The following is a 24,559-nucleotide window of genomic DNA, read 5'->3' on the forward strand; positions in this document are numbered from 1 at the left end:
GTTAGTCGCTATCAGGCTTACTTGACCTGGGCTTCGGTGTAGTAGCCGCTGCCGACCAGGATGGCCTTCCAGTTGGAGGCATCCACCGCCACCGGCTTGAGCAGGTAAGAGGGCACCACCTTCACGCCGTTGTTGTAGGTCTTGTTGTCGTTGATCTCGGGGTTCTTGCCGGACAGCACGGCGTCCACCATGTTCGCGGCGACCTTGGCCAGTTCACGCGTGTCCTTGAACACGGTGGAGTGCTGCTCGCCCTTCAGGATGGATTTGACGGACGGGATCTCCGCGTCCTGGCCGCTGACCACCGGGCAGGGCTGCTGCGCCGTGCAGTAGCCCACGCCCTTGAGCGAGGACAGGATGCCGATGGACAGGCCATCGTAGGGCGACAGCACGGCGTGGACTTTTTCCTTGCCGTAGAAGGCCGAGAGCAGGTTGTCCATGCGCGCTTGCGCAACCGCGCCGTCCCAGCGCAGCGTGCCGACCTTGTTCATGCCGGTCTGCTTGCTGCGCACCACCAGCTTGCCGCTGTCAATGTAGGGTTGCAGCACGCTCATGGCGCCGTCATAGAAGAAGTAGGCGTTGTTGTCGTCAGGCGAGCCACCGAACAGCTCGATGTTGAACGGGCCCTTGCCCTGCTTCAGCCCCAGCTTGTCGACGATGGAGCCGGCCTGCAGCACACCGACCTGGAAGTTGTCGAAGGTCGCGTAGTAGTCCACGTTCTTCGAGCCGCGGATCAGCCGGTCGTAGGCGATGACCTTGATGCCCTTGTCGGCCGCGTTCTGCAGCACGCGCGACAGCGTGGTGCCATCGATGGAGGCGATCACCAGCACCTTCACGCCCTTGGTGATCATGTTCTCGATCTGGGCCAGCTGGTTCGGGATGTCGTCTTCCGCGTACTGCAGTTCCGTGCGGTAGCCGCGCGCTTTGAGCACCTTGACCATGTTGTCGCCGTCGGCGATCCAGCGCGACGAGGACTTGGTCGGCATCGAGATGCCGATGCTGCCTTTGTCTTGCGCGGACGCGGTGTGCGCGAGGCCCAGGGTGCCAAGCACGCCCAGGGTGAGGGTGGCCAGCGCGGCCTTGAGGGTGGTGCGTTTCATGTCAGTCTCCTGCTTGTTTGTTGTGGGTCGCCGCGCCGTGCGCGGGATGCGCGTCGGTGGGCCTGTGTCCCGGCCCGGGTCGAGCCCGGGCCGGCGTGACCGGAACGATCACCGTGCGTCCAGGGACGCCCGGGATCAACCAGTCAGGTCAATGCATTTCGCTCGGCGCGGGTCCGATCAGTACTTGCGCTTGGGGAATTCCTGCGCGGCCGTTTCCATGGGGAAGATGCCTTCCTTGGTCTCGATGCGCTTCTGCACCGGCTTGCCGGCCTTGACGTCCTTGGCGGCGGCCATCAATTGCGGGCCCAGCAGCGGGCTGCACTCCACGCTCACGTTGAGCTTGCCGGCGATCATGGCCTCGAAGGCGCCCTTGACCGCGTCGATGGAAATGATGGTGATGTCCTTGGCTGGCTTGAGGCCCGCTTCCTCGATGGCCTGGATCGCGCCGATGGCCATGTCGTCGTTGTGCGCGTACAGCACGTTGATCTTCTTGCCCTCGGCCTTCAGGAAGGCTTCCATCACCTCCTTGCCCTTGGCGCGCGTGAAATCACCGGTCTGCGAGCGGATGATCTTGAACTTCGGATCGGCCTTGATGATTTCCTCGAAGCCCTTCTTGCGGTCGATCGCGGGGGCGGAGCCCACGGTGCCCTGCAGTTCCACGATGTTGACCTCGCCCTTCTGGTCCTTCATCTTCTCGACCAGCCAGCGGCCCGCCTTGCGGCCTTCCTCGACGAAGTCGGAACCAATGAAGGTGACGTACAGGGACTTGTCCTTCACGTTGACCGCGCGGTCGGTCAGGATCACCGGGATCTTGGCGGCCTTGGCTTCGCGCAGCACCGGTTCCCAGCCCGACTCGACCACGGGCGAGAAGGCGATCACGTCCACCTTCTGCGCGATGAAGGAGCGGATGGCCTTGATCTGGTTTTCCTGCTTCTGCTGGGCGTCGGAGAACTTGAGTTCGATACCGGCTTCCTTCGCGGCCGACTTGATGGACTCGGTGTTGGCCGTGCGCCATTCGCTTTCGGCGCCAACCTGGCTGAAGCCCATCACGAGCGGCTTCTGAGCCCAGGCGCCGGTGGACAGGGAGGCCAGCGGCGCGCAGGCCAGGGCCAGTGTGAGGATGCGGCGGTTGAATCTCATGGTTTTGTCTCCTGGTTGTTGAAGTGAGAAAAGGGATCAGGCCAGCATGTAGCCGGTCTTGACCGTGGTGAAAAACTCGGCGGCGTAACGGCCCTGTTCGCGTGGCCCGTGGCTGGAGGCCTTGCGTCCACCGAAGGGCACGTGGAAATCCACCCCCGCGGTGGGCAGATTGACCATGGTCATGCCCACGTCCGCGTGGCGCTTGAAGTGCATGGCGTGCTTGAGCGAGGTGGTGCAGAGGCCTGCGCACAGGCCGAAGGGCGTGTCATTGGCCAGGGCCAGGGCATGGTCATAGTCCTCGGCGCGCAGCACGCAGGCCACCGGGCCGAACACCTCCTCGCGCGCGATGCGGTGCTCGGGCCGGGCCAGGAAGAGCGCGGGGCTCATGTAATGCCCGGGCGTGGCGCGCTCCAGGCGGTCACCGCCCCAGACATGCTCGGCGCCCTCGTTGCGCGCGATCTCGACGTAGGCCAAGTCCTGGTCGAGCTGGTTCTTGTCGACCACGGGGCCCATCTCGATGCCGCGTTCCAGAGCGTGGCCGACCTTCAGATCCACCAAGCGCTGGCGCAACCGGGCCACGAAGGCGTCATGCACCTTGGCTTCCACGATCAGGCGGCTGGACGCCGTGCAGCGCTGACCGGTGGAGAAATACGCGCCTTGCAGCGCGCAGTCCACGGCCTGCTCCAGGTCGGCGTCGGCCAGCACCACCAGCGGGTTCTTGCCGCCCATTTCCAGTTGCACCTTGGCGCGCCGCGCGCTGGCCGCCTGCAGGATGCGTTCGCCCGTGGGCACCGAGCCCGTGAAGCTCAGCGCGTTGACCAGGGGGTGGTCCACCAGGGTCTGGCCGACTTCCCGGCCGCTGCCCATGACGAGGTTGAAGACGCCCGCGGGCAGTCCGCTGCGGCTGATGATCTCGGTCAGGGCCCAACCGCAGGCGGGCACCAGTTCGGCCGGCTTGAACACCACGGTGTTGCCATAGGCCAGGGCGGGTGCGATCTTCCAGGCTGGAATCGCGAAGGGAAAGTTCCAGGGGGTGATCAGGCCCACCACGCCCACGGGTTCACGTGTCACGTCCACCTGCACGCCGGGGCGCACCGAGGCCATGGTCTCGCCCGGCACGCGCAGGGCCTCGCCCGCGAAGAATTTGAAGATCTGCCCGGCGCGAGCCACCTCGCCCGTCGCCTCGGGCAGGGTCTTGCCTTCCTCGCGCGCCAGCAGGGTGCCCAGTTCGTCCTTGCGCGCCAGGATTTCACTGCCGATCTGGTCCAGTGCATCGGCGCGGCGTTGCGGGCTGCTCAGGCTCCAGGAGGGCAGGGCGTCGGCGGCGGCCCGGACGGCCTCCTCGGCCTGGTTGCGGTCGGCCCGGGCGTATTCGGCCACCACCTCGCGCGTGTCCGAGGGGTTGCTGCTGATGCCCGTGGTGCTGCCGCTCACCCAACGCCCGTTGATGTAATGCCGGGGGTTGGGTTGGATCTCACCAGGTTTCATGAAACTGTCGCCTTTGCACGGTATGGCGGCGGAGTCTATGGATGTTTTTAATATCAATCCAATAGATTTTTGTGCAAAATACATATCACTATCTGCATTCTGGAAAACCAGATGAGTACTTACAACCACTGGTTCATCCGCGCCCGTCTCAAGACCCGACAACTGTTGCTGCTGGTGGCCCTGGCCGAGGAAGGCAATATCCACCGGGCCGCCCAGGTGCTCAGCATGACCCAGCCGGCGGCTTCCAAGCTGCTCAAGGACCTGGAAGACGTGCTGGAGGTGCCCCTGTTCGAACGCCTGCCGCGTGGCATGCGGCCCACCTGGTACGGGGAAACCATGATCCGGCACGCCCGCATGGCCCTGGCCAGCCTGAACCAGGCACACGACGAGCTGGGCGCGCTCAAGAAGGGGCACTTCGGCCAGGTGGGTGTTGGCGCCATCACCTCGCCGGGCCTGCGCGTGTTGCCGGCGGCGGTGGCCCTGGTCAAGCAGGAGCATCCCAGCCTGCGCGTCTCGCTGGACATCGAGACCAGCCCGGTGCTGCTGGACCGTCTGGAGCAGGGGCGGCTGGACATCCTGGTGGGGCGCCTGTACGCCGAGCACGACAAGGCCAACCTGCGCTACGAACCGTTGACCGAGGAATTGGTCAGCGCCGTGGCCCGGCCGGGCCACCCGCTGCTGGGCATGAGCGGGCTGACCCTGCGCGACGTGGTGTCGGCGGGCTGGATCGTCCCGCCCTCGGGCAGCGTGCTGCGCCACCGTTTCGACCTGATGTTCCAGCAGGAAGGCCTGCCCCCGCCGCTCAACATCGTGGAAACCTCGTCCCTGCTGTTCATCACCCGCATGCTGCAGCAGAGCGACATGATGGCCGTGCTGGCGGTCGACGTGGCGCATTACTACGCCGCGCATGGCCTGATGTCGGTGGTGCCGATCGACCTGCCCTGCCACATGGACGATTTCGGCATCATCACCCGCACCGACCGTCTGCTTTCGCCCGCGGGCAAGGTGATGATGAAGGCGATCAAGCAGATCAGCCAGGCGCAGTACGGGCGCCGCCTGGACCCGGACTGAGTGTTGCCTTCATCCGGTCCTCACGTTTGTCGACGCTGCTGGGTAGCGGCGCGGCCCAGATCAGAACCGGCGCGCAAGGGCCGCCACGCCGCGCTGGCGGTGTCCCCCTTCCCGAATTGCGCCGCAATTCGAGGGAAGGAGGAAGGCGCGCAGCGCCTTAGGGGGTCGTGCCGAATCAGACCCAGCCAGCGTCCACCTTGAATTCCTGGGCCGTGCACATGGCGCCGTCGTCCGACGCCAGGAACAGCACCATGCGCGCGATGTCGTGTGGCTGCAGCTTGTCGGGCAGGCACTGGTTGCGCTGGATTTCCTGCTCGCCTTCCGCGTCCAGCCAGAGCTTGATCTGGCGCTCGGTCATGACCCAGCCGGGTGAGACGGTGTTGATGCGGATGCGGTCGCGGCCCAGGGGCTTGGCCAGCCCGCGCGTCAGGCCGTTGACCGAGGACTTGGCGATGGCGTAACAGGGGTAGGCACCACCCTTGCCCTGCCAGCCCGTGGAGCCCAGGTTGATCACCGATCCCCCGCCCAGTCGGCGCATGCCGGGCACCGCCGCCTGGATGGCGAAGAAGGCGGGGCGTTCGTTGATGGCCATGCGCTCGTCGTAGTACTCGGGCGTGACGGATTCCAGCGTGTGACGGTCATCGTTGGCCACGTTGTTGACCAGGGCCGAGAAATCGCCCAATTCCTTCGCGGCGTCCTGGACGGCCGATTGCAACGCCCGCACGTCCCGCACATCGCACGCCCGCCACCAGGGGCGGGCGTGGCCGGCGTCGGCCAGCTGCTGGGCCAGGTGGGCGCTGGCTTCCTGGGCCACGTCCACGAAGGCAACGCGCGCGCCCTGTTCGGCGAACGCGGTCACGATGGCGGCGCCAATGCCGCTGCCGCCGCCGGTGATGAACACCGCCCGGTCTTTCAGGCTGGGAAAACGCGAGAACCGGGCGGAAGAGGAGGTAGAGGCAAGTGATGACATATCAATAAAGGTATCAATCAATAGGAAAAAAATAGATTACGTGTATTAATGTGCGTTGATAAGATGGGCCATGTCAAGAGGCCTGAGCCGGAGCCATGCCGGAACAGGTGAAAACAAAAGGTTGGAGACATGCATGCCCGCCCTGGAAAATCCCACCGCCACGCCCTGGCGGCCTGAGTCCCTGGCGCCCGTGATCGGCGCGCTGTGTTGCGTCCAGGCGGCGGGCGCCGAACTCGGCGAGGGCCTGTTGTGGTCCGTGCGGGAGCAGGCGCTGTACTGGGTGGACATCCTGTCGCGTCAACTGAACCGCTGGGACCCGCAGAGTGGCGCCCAGGCCCGCTGGACCTTCGCCGAGGAAATCTCCGCCTTGGCCGAACGCGCCCGCGCGCCCGGGCTGGTGGTGACCCTGCGCCGGGGCTACGCGCTCTTCGATCCTGCCCGTGGGGGAGAACCGCAGTATCTGCACCAGCCTGAGCCCGAGCGGACCGGCAACCGCTTCAATGACGGCAAGTGCGACGCCCAGGGGCGCTTCTGGGCCGGCTCCATGGATTTCGCCTGCGAAGCGCCCAGTGGCGCGCTCTACCGACTGGACCCGGACGGCCGTTGCACGCGCCACGAGGACGGTTTTGTCGTGACCAATGGGCCGACCTGGAGCGGGGGGGGACGTGGGGATGGGCGACGCCGTTTCATGTACTTCAATGACACCGTGCAGGGCTGCACCTACCGCTACGACAGTGACGCCGCCACGGGTACCCTGTCCAACAAAGTGCTGTGGAAGCGTTTCGCACCCGGTGATGGCTTGCCCGATGGCATGACCACGGACGCGCTGGGCCGCCTCTGGATCGCGCATTGGGGCGGTGCCTGCGTGAGCTGCCATGACCCGGACACCAGTGAGGAACTGGCCCGCGTGACCTTGCCCACGGGCCAGGTCACGAACTGCGCCTTCGGCGGCAAGGATTTGCGCACCCTGTTCATTTCCACGGCCCGGGTCGGCATGAGTCTGGCGCAATTGGCGGCCGAGCCCCTGGCGGGAGGGCTGTTCGCGGTGGACGTCGACAGCCCGGGACTGCCTGCCCATCCGTACGGGGGCTAGCGGGCACGGGGCAGGTCTGCCCGGCGTTCGGGCTGCGTCCGTGGCGCCGTGCGGCGCGTGCTGGCCGGTCGGCCTGCCATCGCTCTTGCCATCTTCTTGTTTTTCTCCAACCCTCTTCTTGTTTGATGAAAGTGATTGCATGAGCACCACCGCCCATCCCATCGTCTGGCTGCACCACGCGGGGCAGCATCTGGGCCTGGTCCCCACCCTGGGCGGCGGCGTGGCCGCCTGGCAGGTGGACCATCCCTCGGCCCCCCAAGGGCGGCTGGACTTCTGGCGTCCCTGGGACGGCCACACGCCGGACCAGAACCACCTTGCCTCCTTTGCCATGGTGCCTTGGTCCAACCGCATCAGCGGCGGTGGCTTCGAGCAGGACGGCCATTTCCACGCCATGCAGCCCAACCGCGCGGGTGAGCCTTACCCCATCCATGGCGACGGCTGGCTGCAGCCCTGGGTGCTGAACCAGCCCGCGCCCGACACGCTGCAGATGACGTTGCGGTCACGCGGTTTCCACGGCAACCCCTATGACTATGAGGCCGTGCAGACCTTCCGCCTGGTGCCGGGCGGCCTGGACCAGGAGGTCTTGCTGCGCCAGCTCGGCACGCAGGCGCTGCCTTTTGGCATCGGCCTGCACCCCTGGTTCCCGCGCACGCCCCAGACGCGGGTCACGGCCCCGGTGCAGGGCGTGTGGCTCAGCGGCAAGGACCCCTTGCCCGTGGGGCACACGACGCAGTACCCCGCCGGCTGGGACCTGAACCAGGGCGTCTCGGCCCATGGGGACTTGATCGACAACGGTTACTCGGGCTGGGGTGGGCGGGCCCGCATCGCGTGGCCAGAGCACGGCCTGGCGCTGGACGTCCACATGCCGGATTTCGAGCAGGACGGCGGCGTGGCGCAGCATTTCTGCCTGATCTACCGCCCACCCCAGGGGCCGGCCTTCTGCTTCGAGCCCATCACCCAGCCCATCGATGCCTTCCACCTGTCGGGGCGCCCGGGCCTGCGGGTGTTGAACCAGGGCGAGAGCATGACCCTGCGCGTGGGCTGGCGCTTTGCGCCGCTGACGCAGGACTGAGCCTGTCTTGCCGCAGAACCCTGTCGGGGGGCCTGCGGGCGGTCGGGCTGGCGCTCAGCCCGGCGCGGTTGATCAGGCCCGGGTCCGGGGCGCGGTCACTGCCGCGCCGTGCGCACGTTGGGCGGCAAGGTCTGCGGGTGGCTGCTGCGCCAGGGGTTGATGTCCAGGCCGCCGCGGCGGGTGTAACGCGCGTAGACGGTCAGCTTGGTGGGCTTGCAGCGGCGCATCACGTCCATGTAGATGCGTTCCACGCACTGCTCGTGGAACTCGTTGTGCTGGCGAAAGCTCACCAGGTACTGCAGCAGGCCGGCCTGGTCGATCTGCGGGCCGCTGTAGCTGATCTGCACGCTGCCCCAGTCGGGTTGACCGGTCACCAGGCAATTGCTCTTGAGCAGGCCGCTGGTCAGGGTCTCGGTGACCGGCTGTTCGTCGAAGGCCGCGCTCAGCAGCTCGGGCGCGGGCTGGTACTGCGTGCATTCCACGTCCAGGCGGTCGATGCTCAGGCCGTCCAGTTCGTGGATGGGCTCCTGGTCGAACTGCTCGGGCGTGAGCAGGCGCAGGCCCACGAAACCGGACTTGCCCGAGCCGCGCCAGACGGCCTCGCTCAGGTCCATGCGCAGCCTGACCTTCACCTCGTCGGCGTCGGCGAACTTCGTGTGGTTGAAGCTGTTCAGGTAGAGCTTGAAGGACTTGCTCTCGACGATGTTGGGCGTTTCGCAGGGCACGGTGACGTGGGCAATGGCTACCTGCGGCTTGCCGCGCGGGTTGAGCCAGCTCAGTTCGTAGGCGGTCCAGAGGTCGGCGCCCAGGAAGGGCAGGGTGCCGCCTTTCTTGACCTGGGGGATGCCGATCTCCTCGCGCTTGGCCGCGCGTGGCAACGGGAACAGCAGGCTGGAGTCGTACTGATCCTTGTAGGCCGAGGCCTTGCCGAGCTGCGAGTTTTCCGGGGTGGAGTCGGAGGTGTTCATGGGGGGCCTCAGTCCTGGATCTTCCGTCGGAACACCAGGCGGTCCGGCTCGGACACCCCGGCGTCGAAGGCATACCCATCCACCTTGAACTTCTCCAATTGCCTGGGCGTGGTGACACGCTTGCTGGCTGCGAAACGCGCCATCAGGCCGCGCGCGCGCTTGGCGTTGAAGCTGATCACCTTGTAGATGCCGCCCTTGTAGTCCTCGAACACGCATTCGATCACGCGGGCCTGCAGCACCTTGCGGTCCACGGACTTGAAGTACTCCTGCGAGGCCAGGTTGATGACGATGGGGTTTTTCTCGCCCGCGAGCCGTTCGTTCAGGTGGTCGGCGATCGTGCGGCCCCAGAACTGGTAGAGGTTCTTGCAGGCCGTGCCGTTCTTTTCCGTTGGCAGGGTCGTGCCCATTTCGAGGCGATAGGGTTGCATCCAGTCCAGTGGGCGCAAAACGCCGTAGAGACCGCTGAGGATGCAGACATGGTCCTGCATCCAGTCCAGGGTTTCCGGCGGCAGTGTCTTCGCGTCCAGTCCGTCGTACACGTCGCCGTTGAAAGCCAGCACGGCTTGGCGCGAGTTTTTGGCGGTGAACTTCGGCGTCCAGGCCGCGTAACGGGCCACGTTGAGCTGCGACAGCGCGTCGCTCAGGTCCATCAGCTCGGCGATCTGCCGCGGGGCGTAGCCGCGCAGCACCTGGATGAGTTCAGCCGCCTGCCGGGTGTACAGGGGTTGGCTGTGGGGCAGGTCCTTGGCGATCGGGCTGTCGTAGTCCAGGGACTTGGCGGGAGAGAGAAGAAACAGCATGGGCGGATTATGCGGAGGGCTCAGGACGCTTCACGGTGGGGGCCGGAGCGGAACGCCCAGTAGCGGCTGGCGAGGAAGGTCAGCACGGCCTGCGCGATCAGGATGCCCGCGAGCAACCCGTCGTAAGGCAGGTCGGTGCTGCGCAGCAAAGTGATGTAGACGATTTCGTTGAGGACGAAATTGCCGGCCGAAATCAGGAAGAGGCGCCGCGCCGCCACGCTCCAAGGGGTCAGGGCGTCGCGGAAGGTCAGGAAGTGATGGCCTGTGAAGGACACGACAAAGGCGACCAGCCAGCCGGCGACATTCGCCAGAGCCGGTGCCCAGGTCAGCCGCGAGACCAGCAGCACCGCCACGCCCCAGTGCGTGAGGGCAGCCATCGTGCCCACGGCGACGAACAAGGACAGCTGCCGGGCGAGCCGCGCGTACCGGGTCATGCGCGTCATCAACGCGGCCTTTTCCGGATGTCCCGGCCCCAGGCCTCCAAGGCTTGCTGCGCCGACCCTTGCGCGGGCGTCAGCATGGCCCGGGCCTCCTCGACCGTGCTGTAGGGCCCCGACACGTCGAACTGACGGATCGCGGCCCAGGTGCCTTCGTACCAGCTCATCATCTCGTCGTTGAAGAACTCGGTGAAGTGCTCGGCCTCGTCGCGCAGCAGCGGCAGCCAGTGGTACTTCGGGATGAAGATATAGACGTCACCCCGCGCCATGCCCTCGTGGATGAGCTGCTGCCGCACGGCATTCTGCTGAGACACTTGGTGGTAGGCGCGCAGCATCAGGCCATAGGACAGGGCAAACACCAGCGCCAAGGTGGCCGTGAAGACGTTCAGGCCCTGTCGGAGCGGGCGCATGACACCGTCCTCGCGCCCCTGCGCTTCCCACGAGAACAGCAGTGCACTGATGGCCAGCAGCAGGTACATCTGCGTGCCCGCGAGCGAGCGTTGCGGCAGCACGGGCGAGGCGACCATCACGGACAGTGAAACAACTGCCGCCAGCATGAACAGCCAACTCAGGGCGCCTTGCTGCCTGGCCGGCGCCGTCCTGACCCGTTGTGCGATCAGCAGCAGCACCAGCGCGGTCAGCAGCAGCAGCCCCAGATGGTGCAGGGCCAGGGGCACGCGTTCGGTGAAGTGCAGCAGGACCCGGTCGTCCCAGCCCAGCTTGTTCCACTTGATGAAGATCCGTCGCCGGACCGCGTTGCCCGGCGCCAGCAGCAGGGCTGCCGTTCCCAGGGCGAAGCCCAGGCCATAGACCACGAGCTTGCCGTGCCAGGCCCGCCAGCGCACGCCGTCGCGCACGATCACGTACAGGCAAACCAGCACCATCAGCAGCAGCGTCGAGAGGCTGGTGTTTTCGTTGGTGCAACCGGCGATGGGAGCGAGCAGCAGCGTCAGGGTGGAGCGCGTGGACCAGCCCGGGCCGGCGGGGGGCGTGGGCTTGGTTTCCAGCGCTTCGCGCAGGAACAGGCCGAGGAACAGCAGGTGCAATACGTTCGTCCAAACGTAGTTGGCCGAACCGACGATCCAGAAGTTGACTTCACCCAGGGCGGGGTTGCCCAACCAATAGAGGAGGAACAGCAACACGTAGGCTCGAACCGCCATCCAGGGCCGTGCAGACACCGTGAATGCCGAGGTGAAAGAGGCGGCTGTGGAGAGTTTGAAGCGCGGCAGCCACCAGAGGAGAACGATGAGGGCGACGAAGGCCAGCGTGTTGATGCTGGCGGCGAAGGCGTGGCTGCGCGGGGCGAGCACGGCGCTGGACAGGAAATCCGCCACCAGTCGGCCACTCCAGCTCGTGTAATGGTGCCAGGTCGCGGCCCAGCTGATGCCCTTGTGCGTGTAGGCGTAGTCGTCCGAGTGCATGGGCGTGAGCCACTGCAAGGGCAGCATCAGCGCGACGCAGGCGAGCAGCGCCAGCAGCAGGGGCACCCAGTCCTTGCGTTCGTGGATCAGGCGGGCGGGTGGGGGCAGGGGACTCATTGCGGAAGGGCCGTCAATCGTTGCAATTGCACGCCAGCCGCGCGCAGCGCTTCGGGGTAGGCGGGCGATGAGAAATAGCGATGTTCCACCCAGCGCTGGGCGGCGATCGGGTCGGGGCCCCCGTCGGCTCGCGCCTCACGGGCCGGATGGCACATGATCAGCATCCCCGGCTTGGCGGCCCGTAGCCAGTGCGCGAAACAGGCGTCGTAGTCCGGGCGGTCAAAACCATACACACCCGCGAAGCCGTGGTTGCTAGGCAGGCCGAGGCGTGACAGTTCAGCCGCCAAGGCCTGGCCACCCAGCCGGGCCAAGACCTTGGGTTTGCCGCCCCAGCCCGGGTCGGCCGGAACCGTGTTGCGTATCCACGGTCGGGGTCGGGCGTCGCCGCGCCCGGTTGCATGAGGGTAACGTCGCGCCCACACTTCCAGCAGCACGTCGCGCACACCACGGAACTGGTGCACATGCTGGTGTCCGTCGATGAAATCCGGCGCGCGGCCCAGGCCCTGTTCAAAGGCGTCGAGTTGCCGCTGCAAGGCCGTGGTGATCACCGCCTGCAGGGTCTTGCGGTTCAGACCGCCCACCAGGCTGCGCAGGATCAGTCCGTTCAGGGAGGCCTGGGCGGGCCCGCCAAAACCTTCCGTGAGATTGAAGTGCAGGCCCAGGTCCGCCGCAGGCTGTGCCTCAGGACCCGCGGCCAGGCGTTCACGCAGGGCGGGCGCGGCCGACGTACGCCAGGACGGCGCCATGCTGAAGCAGCTCACCGCGCTCAGGCGGCCCTGGTCCAGCAACTCAAGAATGCCCGTGCTGATGGCGGCGTTCTGCGCGTAGTCATCCGCGCAGACGGCGATGGGGGTCATGGCCCCGAGCCTTCTTTCGCGTCGGTGTGGACGTTTGCGTGCGCGTAGGCGTGGGGCGCCACGCCGCCGTCCACGTCTTGCGCCAGCAGGTACAGGGGCCGGCGCTTGACCTCGTCGTACACCTGGCTCAGGTACTGTCCGACGATGCCGATGGAGATCAACTGGATGCCGGAGAAGAACATCAGCCCCGCCGCCAGCGTGGGCCAGCCGCGTACGTCGCTGCCCCAGATCAGGTGCTCCGCGACGATGTAGAGGCCGTAACAGAAGGCCACCAGCGAGATCACCGCGCCGATGCCGCTCCATATGCGCAGCGGCAGGGTGGTGAAGGCCATGACGCCATTGACTGCCAACTGCGCCAGCCGATGCAGGTCAAAACTGGAATGGCCCGACGCGCGCTCGGCGGGCGTGAAAGGCAGGCCGATGCTGCGGTAACCCACCCAGGCATACAAGCCCTTCATGAATCGGTTGCGCTCGGGCAATTGCCGCAGGGCATCGGCGACCTTGTGGTCCAGCAGGCGGAAGTCGCCCGCGTGGCGCGGCATGCGGATGGAGGAGCTGAGTTCCATCAGGCCGTAGAACGCGTCCACGCCCCAGCGCCGCCAGAGGCTTTCCTTGTGCCGACTGGCCATCACGCCATAGACCATGTCGTAGCCATCGCGCCAGAGCCGGACCATCTCGGGCAGCAAGGCCAGCGGGTGCTGGTAGTCGGCGTCGATCAGGATCACCGCGTCGCCACGCGCGTGCTCGATGCCTGCGGTCAGTGCGACTTCCTTGCCGAAATTGCGCGCGAGCGACAGGTAGCGCAGGCCGGGCCGGGGCAGCAGGGCAGCCATGACGCTGTCCGTCGTGTCCGTGCTGCCATCGTTCACGACGATGATTTCATAGGACTCGCACAGCGGCTTCAAGGCCTGGGCCAGGTCGTCGATGAAGGCGGCGAGGTGGCCCGCCTCGTTGTAAGCGGGAACCACGCAGGATAGAACACTGCGTTCCGGCCGAGCGACGGGGAAGGCGGGAGTGGTGATGGAGGGCTGCGCCATGCGCGAACCTGGTCGGGTGGAATTGGGGCGGGAGTGTAGCCGAAGAGCGAGCCCTTACCCCGGGTTTCAGGGCGCCGAGCCTTCGCGCAGCGGGGTCAAGGCGGCCAGTGCCTCCGCGTCCGTGCGGTACAGCCGATGCGCGGGATCGTGTGTCTTCCAGCCCGCGCGCAGCAGGGTTTGTTCCACCGGCAGTTTCATGCCGCTGACGTGCAGCAGCACTTGCTGTTCGCGCAGGTGCTGGGCGATCTTGAGGAAAGTCTCCGCGCCTGTCGCATCCAGCCGGTTGATGGATTGCGCGAACACCACCAGATGGCGGGTGTCGGGATGGGCGGCCAGGTGCTCGACGATGGCCCGCTCGAATTCCGCCGCGCTCGCGAAGTCCAGGGCGGCGTCCATGCGCAGCCCGCTGGTGTGGGGCGCCAGCGGCGGCAGATGCCAGAGGTGGCGGTCACGCAGGCTGCCGTCGGGGTGCAGCCCCACTTCGATGATGCGCGGGTGCAGGCGCGTGTAGAGAAAGTGGCCCAGCGAGAGCACGACGCCCGTCAGCACGCCCCAGTAGAGCTGGGGCGCGGCCAACAGTGTCACGGCGAAGGTGAGCACGGCGATCACCGCTTCCGCGCGGGCCACACGCCACAGCCGCATGAACTCGCGGGGTTTGATGAGACCCAGCACCGCGGTCACGACGATCGCCGCCAGCACCGCCTGCGGGACATGGTGCAGCACCGGAACGAAGAACAGCAGGGCCAGCAGCACGACCACGGCGCTGAACACGGTAGACCAGCCGGTGCGCGCGCCGGCATAGAGATTGAGCGCGGAGCGCGAGAAGGAGCTGCTGACCGGGAAAGCCCCCGAGAAGCCCGCGGCGATCTTGCCCAGGCCCTGGCCGATCAGGTCCTGGTCCTGGTCCCAGCGCGTGCCGCTGCGCTCATGGTCCACCTTGGCGCTGGAGGCGGTTTCCAGGAAACTGATCAGCGTGATCACCAGCGTGGGCAGCAACAATGCGCCCAGCAGTTCCCAGCCCGGCCAGGTCGGCAAGACCAGCGAGGGCAGGCCGGCGGGCAAGGCCCCTACCACGGCGCCGCCAGAGGCTTCGTAAGACATCAGGTAGGACCCACCCGCGGTGGCCAGCACGGCCAGCAGCACCGCCGGAAAGCCGGGGCGCCAGCGCCGGGCCAGCACTAGCCAGGCCAGCGTGCCAGCGCCAAAGGCCAGAGCCCGTGCGTCGATCGCCGCCAGGAAGGCCTGTGGCCCGGTGAGCAGGCCGAGCCAGTCGGACCCGGCGTCCAGGCCCGTCAGCGCCCGCAGCTGCGAGCCGATGATGAGCCAGGCGGCGGCCTGGGTGAAGGCCGTGAGCACCGGGGCGTTGACCACATTGAGCAGCCAGCCAAAGCGCATGAATCCCAGCAGCAACTGCAGCAGCCCGGACAGCAGCGCCAGCCAGATGGCCAATTGCACCCACTGCACCGATCCCGGCTGCAGGCCGGGCACGGCGCCCGCCAGCCCGGCACCGACCAGCAGGCCGGTGAGCGCCGTGGGGCCGACGGCCAGGCGGGTCGAGGAGCTGAACAGCACGGCCGCGATGGCCGGCAGGATGGCGGCATAGATGCCCGTGACCGGCGGCATGCCCGCCAGCGTGGCGTAGGCCACGCTCTGCGGGATCAGCATCAGGCCCACGGTCAGTCCGGCCAAGGCTTCGCCACGCAGCAGCGAGGCATTCGGACGGGGCCAGTTCAGAAAGGGGAAGAGGGCGGGCAGGCGCGCGCGCCAGGGCGCAGAAGGTGAGGGCATGGCCGCGATTATTTCAAATCCCCCGGCAGGGACACGGCCGGGAAGGACGGCGCGCACTGTCCCAGCAGCCCGCCCGCGGGCGGGTTTGAGGCCTTGTCCTAAAATCGGCGGGTTTCGAGGGTGCACCTTCAGCGCGGAAAGCGTCCGTCCCTGCGCGGACCACAACCTGCCTTGCCGCATCTTTCCCCCTTCTTCCCCTGTTTCTCCGTCTCACGGCGTCTTCACCATGACCGAAGCCATCCAGCAACCCGGCCTTGCCAGTCTGTCCAAGTCCTTTGAACCCGCCGCGCTGGAGGCGCACTGGGGGCCTGAGTGGGAGCGGCGCGGTTACGGTCAGGCTGGCCACCGCGGCACGGGACAGCCCCAGGCCACGGTGCCTTCCTTCGCCATCCAGCTGCCGCCGCCCAACGTCACCGGCACGCTGCACATGGGCCACGCCTTCAACCAGACCATCATGGATTCGTTGACGCGCTACCACCGCATGCGCGGCCACAACACCCTCTGGGTGCCGGGCACGGACCACGCGGGCATCGCCACGCAAATCGTGGTGGAACGCCAGTTGCAGGAGCAGAAACTCAGCCGCCACGACCTGGGCCGCAAGAATTTCGTCGCCAAGGTCTGGGAGTGGAAGGAAAAGTCCGGCAACACCATCACCACCCAGATGCGCCGCATGGGCGACAGCGTGGACTGGGACCACGAGTACTTCACGATGGACGAGAAGCTGTCCAGCGTGGTGACCGAGACCTTCGTGCGCCTGTACGAGCAGGGCCTGATCTACCGCGGCAAGCGCCTGGTCAACTGGGACCCGGTGCTGCAGTCGGCGGTGTCGGATCTGGAGGTGGAAAGCACCGAGGCCGAAGGCAAGATGCATTACGTGCTCTACCCCTTCGTCGACGGTCCGCAGACCGTCAAGGGCATCGCCGGCGCGGCCGATGAGGTGCGCCCCGGCATGGTGATCGCCACCACCCGACCGGAAACCATGATGGCCGACGGCGCGCTGGCCGTCCACCCGGAAGACGAACGCTACAAGCACCTCGTGGGCAAGCAGGTTGTGCTGCCGCTGATGGACCGCACGATCCCCATCATCGCGGACGATTTCGTGGACCGCGCCTTCGGTTCCGGCTGCGTCAAGATCACCGGCGCGCACGACTTCAACGACTACGCCTGCTCGCAGCGCCACGGCCTGCCGCTGATCACCATCTTCACACTGGATGCCAAGGTCAACGAGAACGGTCCCAAGGCCTACCAGGGCATGGACCGTTTCGACGCCCGTAAGGCCTTGGTCAAGGATCTGCAGGAGCAAGGTTTTCTGCAGGAGATCAAGCCGCACAAGTTGATGCTGCCGATCTGCGCGCGCACGGGCCAGGTGGTGGAGCCCATGCTCACCGATCAGTGGTTCGTCGCCATGAACAAGACCCCACGCTCCCCGCTGCGCGTGGTTCGCGGCCCCCCGAGGGGGCCGTGCCCGGCTTGGGGCGGCCCGGTGCCGGGGAGCAAGTTCACGACACACGGTCCATCGCGCAAAAAGCCATCGACGCCGTGGCCTCCGGCGAAGTCAAGTTCGTGCCCGAGAACTGGGTCAACACCTACAACCAGTGGATGAACAACATCCAGGACTGGTGCATCAGTCGCCAGCTCTGGTGGGGCCACCAGATTCCGGCCTGGTACGACGAGGACGGCCAGGTTTACGTTGCGCGCAACGAGGCCGAGGCCCAGGCTCAGGCCGGCGCCGGCAAGAAGCTCACGCGCGACGAAGACGTGCTGGACACTTGGTATTCCTCTGCCCTCGTGCCTTTCAGCACCATGGGCTGGCCCGAGGCGCTGGACGATGCCACGCCGACCAAGGATTACGACCTTTACCTGCCCAGCACCGTGCTGGTGACGGGTTACGACATCATCTTTTTCTGGGTGGCCCGGATGATCATGATGACGACCCACTTCACCGGTCGCGTGCCCTTCAAGCATGTCTACATCCACGGCCTGGTGCGCGACGCGCAAGGCAAGAAGATGAGCAAGAGCGAAGGCAATGTGCTCGACCCGGTGGACCTGATCGACGGCATCGCGCTCGCGCCTCTGCTGGACAAGCGCACCACCGGCCTGCGCAAGCCCGAGACCGCGCCCGCGGTGCGCAAGAACACCGAGAAGGAATTCCCCGAGGGCATTCCCGCCTATGGCGCCGACGCGCTGCGTTTCACCTTCGCGGCCCTGGCCTCGCTGGGGCGCAGCATCAACTTCGACAGCAAGCGCTGCGAAGGCTACCGCAACTTCTGCAACAAGCTCTGGAACGCCACCCGCTTCGTGCTGATGAACTGCGAAGGCAATGACTGCGGCTTGAAGGAGCACACCAAGGAGCAATGCCAGCCCGGTGGCGAATTCGCGGGCTACATGCAATTCAGCCCGGCCGACCGCTGGATCGTCTCGGCCCTGCAGCAGGTGGAAGCCGAGGTGGCGAAGGGCTTCGATGAATACCGCCTCGACAACGTGGCCAACGCCGTCTATGACTTCGTCTGGAACGAGTTCTGTGACTGGTACCTGGAAATCGCCAAGGTGCAGATTCAGACCGGCAACGAAGCGCAGCAACGCGCGACACGGCGCACCCTGATCCGCACGCTGGAAACCATCCTGCGCCTGGCCCACCCCATCATCCCCTTCATCACCGAGGAGCTCTGGCAGAAGGTGGCGCCCGTGGCGGGCCGTTGGCCTGCCCCGTCCGATGACGACGCGGGTCGTCGTGGCGCGTCGGTCAGCGTGGCCGACTACCCCCTTAGCCAGCCCGAGCGCATCGACCCGAAGGCCGTAGCCGAAGTGGCGCGGCTCAAGCAGCTCATCGACGCCTGCCGCAATCTGCGGGGCGAGATGACCGTCTCGCCCTCGACCCGCCTGCCGCTCTACGCGCTGGCCGCCAACGCGGCCGACGCCGACTTCCTGCGGCAATGGGCGCCGGTGTTGCAGTCCCTGGCCAAGTTGAGCGAGGTACGGGTCTTCACGGCCGAGGCCGAATGGGCCGTGGCCGCCGAAGCCGCCCCGGTGGCGGTGGTGGGGGAGGCTCGCCTGTGCCTGCACATGGAGATCGACGTCGCGGCCGAGAAGGTTCGCCTGGGCAAGGAAGCGGCGCGCCTGCAGGGCGAAATCACCAAGGCCACGGCCAAGCTGGGCAACGAGGCCTTCGTGGCCAAGGCCCCACCGGCCGTGATCGAGCAGGAGAAGAAGCGCGTGGCGGACTTCACGGCCACGCTGTCCAAGGTCCAGGCCCAGTTGGGGCAACTGGAAAAAATCGCGTCATGAAAGGCTGGCATGCTGTCGCCTGGAATGCATGTATCCATGAAGGAGTGAAGAGCGCATGAGCAATGAGATCAAGACCGCAGTGTTTCCGGTGGCCGGCCTGGGCACCCGTTTCCTGCCCGCCACCAAGGCCAGCCCCAAGGAGATGCTGCCCGTGGTGGACAAACCCTTGATTCAGTACGCGGTGGAAGAAGCCTACGCCGCCGGCATCCGCCACATGGTCTTCGTGACCGGCCGCAACAAGCGCGCGATTGAAGACCATTTCGACACCGCCTACGAGCTCGAGAACGAACTGGAGCACGCCGGCAAGCAGGCGCTGCTGAACGTGGTGAAGGCCATGGCGCCGGACGACATGCTGTGCTCCTACGTGCGCCAGCCCCGCGCGCTGGGCTTGGGCCATGCCGTGCTGTGCGCCGAGCACCTGACCGAAGGCGCGCCCTTCGCGGTGCTGCTGGCTGACGATCTGATGATCGGCCCGGACGAAGGCCCGATGAAGGGGCAGCATGTGCTGGCGCAGATGGCGGAAATCTTCCGTCGCCAAGGGCGCAGCGTGCTGGCCGTGCAGGAAGTGCCGCAAGACCAAGTCAAGCGCTACGGCATCGTGGCGGGCACGCAGGCGGGTGAGCGGCTGTTGCAGATCGAGCGCATGGTGGAAAAACCCGCGCCCGAGAAAGCGCCTTCGCGCCTGGCTGTGTCGGGTCGCTACATCCTCACACCGGCGGTGTTCGAGCAGATTCGCCAGCAGCCGCGCGGTGCGGGCGGTGAAATCCAGCTGACCGACGGCATCGCGGGCCTGTTGACGCACGAAACGGTGTATGCCTACACCTACGCGGGCAAACGTTACGACTGCGGCAGCAAGGAAGGATTTCTGCAGGCCACGGTCGAGTTGGCCCTGGCGCACCCGGAAGTCGGCGGCAGCTTCCGCGAGTACCTGAAGACCTTGGCCGTCTGATCGGCGTCGCCTTGTTGCAGCGGTAGCTGCGCGAGTTGGGGGAGTGCCACCCGCCTCATATGATTTGCTGCGCAAATCGAAATCGGCGGTCGGCACTCCCCCAACGCGCTTGAAGGGGTGCCCTCGTTCTTCAGCTACCGTCGTCCCGCAGACGGATGGCGGTGCGCAACCAAGCTCAGCGCCGTTTCAGCACATGGATGAAGTCCGCGCCTTCGCTGCTCTGCTCCAGCAATTCGTTGCCGGTCTGCTTCGCGAAAGCGCTGAAGTCACGCTTGGAACCTGGGTCGGTCGAAACCACGCGAAGCACCTGGCCGCTCGTCATTTCGGAGAGGGCCTTCTTGGCTTTCAGGATGGGCAGGGGGCAGTTCAGCCCCCGCGTGTCCAGTTCACGATCGATCTGCATGGCGGGTCCGAATTGCGACTCAGGTGACCACGGTGGACGTGCCACGCGAGTCGATGTGCAGGATGTGGCCACTCGGGTCAAGAGTGAAGGCGCCGGCCTCATAGGGTTTCTGGACCCGGCGCGAGCGCTTGCCGAAGATCAGGGCCACCGAGCCTTCCAGGCCCTGGGTGATCTCGATGCGGGCGTCCTGGAACAGGGCCAGCTGCTCCTCCAGCTTGTTTTTTTCCTTCAGCATCTTGGCCCAGGCTTGCAGCGCTTGCTGCAAAGAGGACTGCGCGCGCGGCAGCAGGTTGTTCTTGTCGCCATTCGCCTTGAGGTGCTGCACGGCTTTCTTCAGGTTTTCCTGTTCGGCTTCCATCTTGGCGATCTCGGCCTGCACTTCGAGCAGCTTGGCCTCGAGGATGGGGTTCACGCCCACCTGCACCGTGGTCAGCCCGCTGGCGTCGTCCGCACCGATCTGCGGGGCACGCACCAGCATCATGCTGCGCGCAGTGCCGCCGACGATGCGTCCGCGTTTCTGGGCCTTGATGCCCACCACGATCTGGTTGAGCGCCTGCAGCTCGCTTTGCAGCACCATGTCGTCGATGGAGATGACCGTGCCGGCCGAGACTTCGGAGTTCTCGACGAAGCGGGCCGAGACCGCGCCTTCGGCCTTGACCTTGGCGTGGGCGATGATGCCGCGGCCGATCTGGATGTCGCCGCCGGCCTCCAGCTCCGCGCCCTCGACCGTGCCGCCAACGACGATGTTGCCGGTGACCTTGACCTTCATATTGGCCAGCACGTCGCCCTTGATCTGGATGCTGCCGTCAAAGCTGACGTTGCCGCTGTCCATGTCGACCGAGTCCATCGACAGCAGGTCCTCGACCAGCATGCCGTTTTCAACCTGCACGGGCTGGCCCTTGATGTCGGCTTCCAGCACGTTGAAGTCGCCGGGGAATAACGCACGCCCTTGAGGACGTTGGCGAAGGGGGTGTCGATGCCCGGCGAGGGATGCACGGCATTGCCGCGCACGTCACGTCCCGGCACGCCCTGGGTGGCCGGGATGCGGCGCATCAGCGGCGTGCCCGGCTGCACGAAGGGGATGTCGCCCAGTTCGCGGAAATCGATCAGGCCATCCTCGTTCACCTGGGGCACGCGCACCGCGACGGTCTTGATCAGCAGCTTGAATTCGGCGTCGGCACCGTCCACGGCGGGCTTCTGGAAGGCCACCTCGATCTTGGTGGACATCACGGCCTTGCAGGCCACCAGGACGGCTTTTTCGTCGATGCCGAAGACGACACCGGCCTGCTGCATGGCGCGCGCCACGTCAGCGCGCTGCAGCGTCTTGCCACCCCGCGCCGGCGCCACCTGCAGCCAGGCGACCGAACTGTCCGCGGCGACGCCCACCATGACGGAGGCGTCCCGCTTTTCGGCGATGGCGATCTCGAAGCTCTCGGGGTTGCTCTCCCATTGCTCGACCAGGACGCCGACACCGTCGTCCAGAATCATCCAGGCGCCGAAGCCGGCCTGGTCGAGCAAATTGCGCACGGTGCCCCCGGTCAAGGGGGTGCGGCTCTCAGCCGCGCTGACCTGCGCGATCACTCGCATGCCTTGCTCCGACAGGACCAAGCTGTCGATGCCTTGGGGTTCGCTGCTTCCATCTTCCGACATGGGAATTCTTCTCCTTGTTGTTTTCGGCGCGGTTTTGTCCGATTCCTACGTCATTCCGCCGACAGGCGGATAGTGTAGGGCCTCTTGAAGGGGGGATGACCTTGGGGGCGGCCGCAATCGGGGCATCCCGGGTCTGCCCCGATTGCGGGCGTCGGCGTGGGTCTGAGGGCGGCTCGGGGTGGGGGCGGGTGGAGATTCCAGGGACCGTTTCCGGCACCTGGTTCAGGCCGGGAAAACGCCGGTGGACAGGTAACGGTCGCCCCGATCGCAGACGATGAACACGATGGTGGCGTCGCGCGCCTGCTCGGCGACCTGTCCGGCCGCCCACAGGGCCCCGGCCGCCGAAATCCCCGCGAAGATGCCTTCTTCCCGCGCCAGCCTGCGGCACATGTCTTCCGCATCGTCCTGGCCCACGTAAATCAGCTCGTCGACTAGGCTGGCGTCGTAGATCTTGGGCAGGTATTCCTGCGGCCATTTGCGGATGCCGGGAATCCGAGCGCCTTCGGCCGGCTGGGCCCCGATGATGCGGATGGCCGGGTTCTTTTCCTTGAGGAAGCGCGCCACGCCGGTGATGGTGCCCGTGGTGCCCATGGCGCTCACGAAATGGGTGATGCGCCCGCCGGTCTGCTCCCAGAGTTCGGGGCCGGTGGTTTCGTAGTGGATGCGCGGGTTGTCCGGATTGGCGAATTGGTCCAGCACCCGGCCCTTGCCCTCGGCCACCATCTTGTCGGCCAGGTCGCGGGCGTATTCCATGCCACCGGCGCGGGGCGTGAGGATGAGCTCCGCGCCAAAGGCCTTCATGGTCTGGGCGCGTTCGATGGACAGGTCCTCCGGCATGATGAGCACCATGCGGTAGCCTCGGATGGCCGCCGCCATGGCCAGGGCGATGCCGGTGTTGCCCGAGGTGGCCTCGATCAGTGTGTCGCCCGGCTTGATTTCACCCCGCTCCTCGGCGCGTCGAATCATGGACAGCGCCGGGCGATCCTTCACCGAACCCGCCGGGTTGTTGCCTTCCAGCTTGCCCAGGATCACATTGCTGCGCTGGGCGTTGTCCGCCGCGCCGATGCGCTGCAAGGCCACCAGGGGGGTTTTTCCTATGGCGTCCTCAATGCTGGGGTAGCCGTTTTTTCGGGGGTTTTGTGCGTCGTTCATGGGCCGCACTGTGCCATAATTCGCGGCTTCTCTCTCCGTGCCGGAGTGGTGAAATTGGTAGACGCAGGGGACTCAAAATCCCCCGCCGCAAGGCGTGCCGGTTCGATTCCGGCCTCCGGCACCACGCTTTAAGCCCGCTTTTCAGCGGGCGTTTGCTTTTGTGCTTTCGACCGGAACCGAACCGGTACGCCTTGCGTGCGGCCGAATGTGAAGCGCACTGCGTGCGCGGGTTCGATTTCGGCCTCCGCACCATGCTTCAAGCCCGCTTTTAAAGCGGGCTTTTTGCTGGGCGCCTCGAACCGGGGCCGAACCGGCTCGGCCTCACGCCTCCCAGCCCAGCAGCGCCTTCACCTCGAGGTATTCCTCGAATCCAAACACCCCGAACTCGCGGCCGTTGCCGGATTGTTTGTAGCCGCCAAAGGGCAGGCTGCGGTCGAAGGGGGCGCCGTTGAGGTAGACACGGCCTGCGCGCAGGCGGTTGGCCACGGCGCGGGCGCGGCGCGGGTCCTTGGACTGGACGAACCCGGCTAGGCCGAAGGGTGTGTCGTTGGCGATCGCGATGGCTTCTTCCTCGCTGTCATAGCTGAGGATGGACAGCACCGGGCCGAAGATCTCCTCGCGGGCGATCAGCATCTGGGGGGTCACGTCGCCGAAGACCGTGGGGCGTACGTAATAACCACGCGTGGTCTGCGCGGGGCGTCCCGTGCCGCCGGCCACCAGGGTCGCGCCTTCGTCCTGGCCCGAGCGGATCAGGGCTTGCACTTTCTCGTACTGCGCCTGGCTGACCAGCGGTCCCATGGTGGTGGCCGGATCCAGCGGGTCGCCCAGGCGGATGGCCGCCACGGCCTCGCGTGCTGCCTCGAAGGCCGCTTCGCGCCGCGCTCGTGGAATGAGCATGCGCGTGGGTGATTGGCAGTTCTGCCCGGCGTTGGTGTAGCAGGCGTGTACGCCCTGGATCACCGTCGCCTTGATGTCGGCGTCGTCCAGGATGATGTTGGCCGACTTGCCGCCCAGCTCTTGCGCGACGCGCTTGACCGTGTCCGCCGCCAGCTTGGCCACCCGCACACCGGCCGCCGTCGAACCCGTGAAGGACACCATGTCGATGCCGGGGTGGGAGGCAATCGCTTCACCCACCGTGGGTCCGTCGCCATTCACGAGGTTGAAGACGCCCGCTGGCAAGCCAGCCTCGTGCACGATCTGCGCGAACAGCAGGGCGCTCAGCGGCGCAATCTCGCTGGGCTTGAGCACCACGGTGCAACCCGTCGCCAGCGCGGGCGCGACCTTGGAGGCTACCTGGTTCAGTGGCCAGTTCCAGGGTGTGATCAGCCCGCACACCCCGATGGGCTCGCGGCGCACGATGCCTTTGCCCATGCGCTCCTCGAAGGGGTAGTCGGCCAGCACGCGCGCGGCTTCCTCGAAATGGAAGAGCGCGACGGTGGCTTGGCGTTCGGTCGCGAAGGTGATGGGCGAGCCCATCTCCAGCGTCATCGTGCGCGCCAGTTCCGGCAGCCGGGCCTTGAAGCCCGCGATGATCTTGTTCAACCAGTCCAGTCGCTGCGTGACGCTGGTCTCGGCATAGGCGGGGAAGGCGCGCCGTGCCGCCTGCACGGCGCGGTCCACGTCCTGCCGCGTCCCCAGGCTGATGTGCGCGAAGGTCTCTTCCGTCGCGGGATTGAGGACGCTCAGGGGCGTGGGCGAGGCCGGCTGCACCCAGGCCCCGTCGATGTAGAACTTCAAAGAATCCATGGGTCTTTCTGTCGTGAC

Annotated in this window: 20 protein-coding genes, 1 tRNA gene and 1 pseudogene; 6 read left to right on the forward strand and 16 right to left on the reverse strand. The window is 66.3% G+C overall.

What is annotated here, in order from left to right; translation table 11 throughout:
* Positions 1 to 17: 17 nt before the first annotated feature.
* From chvE to DW355_RS08915, 3 genes are all read right to left on the reverse strand, one after another.
* A complete protein-coding gene (gene chvE / locus DW355_RS08905; RefSeq protein ID WP_131279384.1) occupies positions 18 to 1,097 on the reverse strand; it encodes a multiple monosaccharide ABC transporter substrate-binding protein in 1,080 nt (359 codons plus the stop codon).
* A gap of 177 nt (positions 1,098 to 1,274) precedes the next feature.
* Positions 1,275 to 2,237 (reverse strand): ABC transporter substrate-binding protein, encoded by a 963-nt coding sequence (locus DW355_RS08910; RefSeq protein WP_131279386.1) that lies wholly within the window; start codon positions 2,235 to 2,237, stop codon positions 1,275 to 1,277.
* Between the two features lie 36 nt (positions 2,238 to 2,273).
* Positions 2,274 to 3,725, reverse strand: a complete 1,452-nt coding sequence (locus tag DW355_RS08915; protein ID WP_131279388.1) for an aldehyde dehydrogenase family protein — start codon at positions 3,723 to 3,725, stop codon at positions 2,274 to 2,276.
* A 111-nt stretch (positions 3,726 to 3,836) separates the two neighbouring features.
* Here DW355_RS08915 and DW355_RS08920 point away from each other — a divergent pair, with 111 nt between their 5' ends.
* Positions 3,837 to 4,796: a LysR family transcriptional regulator gene (locus DW355_RS08920; protein ID WP_131279390.1), complete on the forward strand. Its 960-nt coding sequence runs from the start codon at positions 3,837 to 3,839 to the stop codon at positions 4,794 to 4,796.
* Positions 4,797 to 4,971: 175 nt separating this feature from the next.
* Here DW355_RS08920 and DW355_RS08925 read toward each other — a convergent pair whose 3' ends face one another.
* Positions 4,972 to 5,766 carry an SDR family NAD(P)-dependent oxidoreductase gene (locus DW355_RS08925; RefSeq protein WP_131279392.1) on the reverse strand — a complete coding sequence of 265 codons (795 nt, stop codon included), beginning with the start codon at positions 5,764 to 5,766 and terminating at the stop codon, positions 4,972 to 4,974.
* A gap of 133 nt (positions 5,767 to 5,899) precedes the next feature.
* On the opposite strand from DW355_RS08925, the gene DW355_RS08930 reads away from it, so the two are divergent.
* Both DW355_RS08930 and DW355_RS08935 read left to right on the forward strand, forming a co-directional pair.
* On the forward strand, positions 5,900 to 6,859 hold the full coding sequence (locus DW355_RS08930; RefSeq protein ID WP_131279394.1) for an SMP-30/gluconolactonase/LRE family protein: 960 nt from the start codon (positions 5,900 to 5,902) through the stop codon (positions 6,857 to 6,859).
* A gap of 139 nt (positions 6,860 to 6,998) precedes the next feature.
* Positions 6,999 to 7,931 carry an aldose 1-epimerase gene (locus tag DW355_RS08935; protein WP_131279396.1) on the forward strand — a complete coding sequence of 311 codons (933 nt, stop codon included), beginning with the start codon at positions 6,999 to 7,001 and terminating at the stop codon, positions 7,929 to 7,931.
* Between the two features lie 95 nt (positions 7,932 to 8,026).
* Here DW355_RS08935 and queF read toward each other — a convergent pair whose 3' ends face one another.
* From queF to DW355_RS08970, 7 genes are all read right to left on the reverse strand, one after another.
* Positions 8,027 to 8,899: an NADPH-dependent 7-cyano-7-deazaguanine reductase QueF gene (gene queF, locus DW355_RS08940; protein WP_131279398.1), complete on the reverse strand. Its 873-nt coding sequence runs from the start codon at positions 8,897 to 8,899 to the stop codon at positions 8,027 to 8,029.
* Positions 8,900 to 8,907: 8 nt separating this feature from the next.
* On the reverse strand, positions 8,908 to 9,699 hold the full coding sequence (yaaA, locus tag DW355_RS08945) for a peroxide stress protein YaaA (protein ID WP_131279400.1): 792 nt from the start codon (positions 9,697 to 9,699) through the stop codon (positions 8,908 to 8,910).
* A 20-nt stretch (positions 9,700 to 9,719) separates the two neighbouring features.
* Complete coding sequence (locus DW355_RS08950) at positions 9,720 to 10,142, reverse strand: GtrA family protein (RefSeq protein WP_131279402.1); 423 nt, start codon at positions 10,140 to 10,142, stop codon at positions 9,720 to 9,722.
* Positions 10,142 to 11,674, reverse strand: a complete 1,533-nt coding sequence (locus DW355_RS08955) for a DUF6056 family protein (protein ID WP_131279404.1) — start codon at positions 11,672 to 11,674, stop codon at positions 10,142 to 10,144. Before DW355_RS08955 ends, DW355_RS08950 begins: the two co-directional genes overlap by 1 nt.
* Positions 11,671 to 12,531: a ChbG/HpnK family deacetylase gene (locus DW355_RS08960; protein WP_131279406.1), complete on the reverse strand. Its 861-nt coding sequence runs from the start codon at positions 12,529 to 12,531 to the stop codon at positions 11,671 to 11,673. Before DW355_RS08960 ends, DW355_RS08955 begins: the two co-directional genes overlap by 4 nt.
* Positions 12,528 to 13,568, reverse strand: a complete 1,041-nt coding sequence (locus DW355_RS08965; protein WP_131279408.1) for a glycosyltransferase family 2 protein — start codon at positions 13,566 to 13,568, stop codon at positions 12,528 to 12,530. Before DW355_RS08965 ends, DW355_RS08960 begins: the two co-directional genes overlap by 4 nt.
* Before the next feature lie 66 nt (positions 13,569 to 13,634).
* Positions 13,635 to 15,356: a SulP family inorganic anion transporter gene (locus DW355_RS08970; protein WP_131279409.1), complete on the reverse strand. Its 1,722-nt coding sequence runs from the start codon at positions 15,354 to 15,356 to the stop codon at positions 13,635 to 13,637.
* A 226-nt stretch (positions 15,357 to 15,582) separates the two neighbouring features.
* Between DW355_RS08970 and DW355_RS18055 the strand changes: the two are divergent.
* Together DW355_RS18055 and galU are read left to right on the forward strand one after the other, a co-directional pair.
* Positions 15,583 to 18,641 (forward strand): annotated as a pseudogene (locus DW355_RS18055) (valine--tRNA ligase).
* A gap of 55 nt (positions 18,642 to 18,696) precedes the next feature.
* Positions 18,697 to 19,590 (forward strand): UTP--glucose-1-phosphate uridylyltransferase GalU, encoded by an 894-nt coding sequence (galU, locus tag DW355_RS08980; protein ID WP_131279411.1) that lies wholly within the window; start codon positions 18,697 to 18,699, stop codon positions 19,588 to 19,590.
* Between the two features lie 175 nt (positions 19,591 to 19,765).
* Here galU and DW355_RS08985 read toward each other — a convergent pair whose 3' ends face one another.
* From DW355_RS08985 to cysM, 4 genes are all read right to left on the reverse strand, one after another.
* Positions 19,766 to 19,993: a sulfurtransferase TusA family protein gene (locus DW355_RS08985; RefSeq protein ID WP_131279414.1), complete on the reverse strand. Its 228-nt coding sequence runs from the start codon at positions 19,991 to 19,993 to the stop codon at positions 19,766 to 19,768.
* A gap of 19 nt (positions 19,994 to 20,012) precedes the next feature.
* Positions 20,013 to 20,864, reverse strand: a complete 852-nt coding sequence (locus DW355_RS08990) for a FapA family protein (RefSeq protein WP_347562751.1) — start codon at positions 20,862 to 20,864, stop codon at positions 20,013 to 20,015.
* A complete protein-coding gene (locus tag DW355_RS18470) occupies positions 20,759 to 21,643 on the reverse strand; it encodes a FapA family protein (protein WP_131279418.1) in 885 nt (294 codons plus the stop codon). The genes DW355_RS08990 and DW355_RS18470 overlap by 106 nt, the downstream gene beginning before the upstream one ends.
* Positions 21,644 to 21,865: 222 nt before the next feature.
* A complete protein-coding gene (cysM, locus tag DW355_RS09000) occupies positions 21,866 to 22,795 on the reverse strand; it encodes a cysteine synthase CysM (protein ID WP_131279420.1) in 930 nt (309 codons plus the stop codon).
* Between the two features lie 39 nt (positions 22,796 to 22,834).
* Here cysM and DW355_RS09005 point away from each other — a divergent pair.
* Positions 22,835 to 22,919: transfer RNA gene (locus tag DW355_RS09005), tRNA-Leu, on the forward strand.
* Between the two features lie 197 nt (positions 22,920 to 23,116).
* Here DW355_RS09005 and DW355_RS09010 read toward each other — a convergent pair.
* Positions 23,117 to 24,541 (reverse strand): aldehyde dehydrogenase family protein, encoded by a 1,425-nt coding sequence (locus DW355_RS09010; protein WP_131279422.1) that lies wholly within the window; start codon positions 24,539 to 24,541, stop codon positions 23,117 to 23,119.
* Positions 24,542 to 24,559: the final 18 nt, after the last annotated feature.

The organism is Hylemonella gracilis (assembly GCF_004328645.1).
In the GTDB taxonomy this organism is placed as follows: domain Bacteria; phylum Pseudomonadota; class Gammaproteobacteria; order Burkholderiales; family Burkholderiaceae_C; genus Hylemonella; species Hylemonella gracilis_B.

Excerpts from the sequence above, each read along its gene's own strand:
- galU (WP_131279411.1), top strand. The coding sequence starts at position 18,697 with ATGAGCAATGAGATCAAGACCGCAGTGTTTCCGGTGGCCGGCCTGGGC.
- chvE (WP_131279384.1), bottom strand. The coding sequence starts at position 1,097 with ATGAAACGCACCACCCTCAAGGCCGCGCTGGCCACCCTCACCCTGGGC.
- yaaA (WP_131279400.1), bottom strand. The coding sequence starts at position 9,699 with ATGCTGTTTCTTCTCTCTCCCGCCAAGTCCCTGGACTACGACAGCCCG.
- cysM (WP_131279420.1), bottom strand. The coding sequence starts at position 22,795 with ATGAACGACGCACAAAACCCCCGAAAAAACGGCTACCCCAGCATTGAG.
- DW355_RS08910 (WP_131279386.1), bottom strand. The coding sequence starts at position 2,237 with ATGAGATTCAACCGCCGCATCCTCACACTGGCCCTGGCCTGCGCGCCG.
- DW355_RS08970 (WP_131279409.1), bottom strand. The coding sequence starts at position 15,356 with ATGCCCTCACCTTCTGCGCCCTGGCGCGCGCGCCTGCCCGCCCTCTTC.
- DW355_RS08950 (WP_131279402.1), bottom strand. The coding sequence starts at position 10,142 with ATGACGCGCATGACCCGGTACGCGCGGCTCGCCCGGCAGCTGTCCTTG.
- queF (WP_131279398.1), bottom strand. The coding sequence starts at position 8,899 with ATGAACACCTCCGACTCCACCCCGGAAAACTCGCAGCTCGGCAAGGCC.
- DW355_RS09010 (WP_131279422.1), bottom strand. The coding sequence starts at position 24,541 with ATGGATTCTTTGAAGTTCTACATCGACGGGGCCTGGGTGCAGCCGGCC.
- DW355_RS08915 (WP_131279388.1), bottom strand. The coding sequence starts at position 3,725 with ATGAAACCTGGTGAGATCCAACCCAACCCCCGGCATTACATCAACGGG.
- DW355_RS08955 (WP_131279404.1), bottom strand. The coding sequence starts at position 11,674 with ATGAGTCCCCTGCCCCCACCCGCCCGCCTGATCCACGAACGCAAGGAC.
- DW355_RS08930 (WP_131279394.1), top strand. The coding sequence starts at position 5,900 with ATGCCCGCCCTGGAAAATCCCACCGCCACGCCCTGGCGGCCTGAGTCC.
- DW355_RS08920 (WP_131279390.1), top strand. The coding sequence starts at position 3,837 with ATGAGTACTTACAACCACTGGTTCATCCGCGCCCGTCTCAAGACCCGA.
- DW355_RS08985 (WP_131279414.1), bottom strand. The coding sequence starts at position 19,993 with ATGCAGATCGATCGTGAACTGGACACGCGGGGGCTGAACTGCCCCCTG.
- DW355_RS08935 (WP_131279396.1), top strand. The coding sequence starts at position 6,999 with ATGAGCACCACCGCCCATCCCATCGTCTGGCTGCACCACGCGGGGCAG.
- DW355_RS08960 (WP_131279406.1), bottom strand. The coding sequence starts at position 12,531 with ATGACCCCCATCGCCGTCTGCGCGGATGACTACGCGCAGAACGCCGCC.
- DW355_RS08990 (WP_347562751.1), bottom strand. The coding sequence starts at position 20,864 with ATGCTGGTCGAGGACCTGCTGTCGATGGACTCGGTCGACATGGACAGC.
- DW355_RS08925 (WP_131279392.1), bottom strand. The coding sequence starts at position 5,766 with ATGTCATCACTTGCCTCTACCTCCTCTTCCGCCCGGTTCTCGCGTTTT.
- DW355_RS18470 (WP_131279418.1), bottom strand. The coding sequence starts at position 21,643 with ATGTCGGAAGATGGAAGCAGCGAACCCCAAGGCATCGACAGCTTGGTC.
- DW355_RS08965 (WP_131279408.1), bottom strand. The coding sequence starts at position 13,568 with ATGGCGCAGCCCTCCATCACCACTCCCGCCTTCCCCGTCGCTCGGCCG.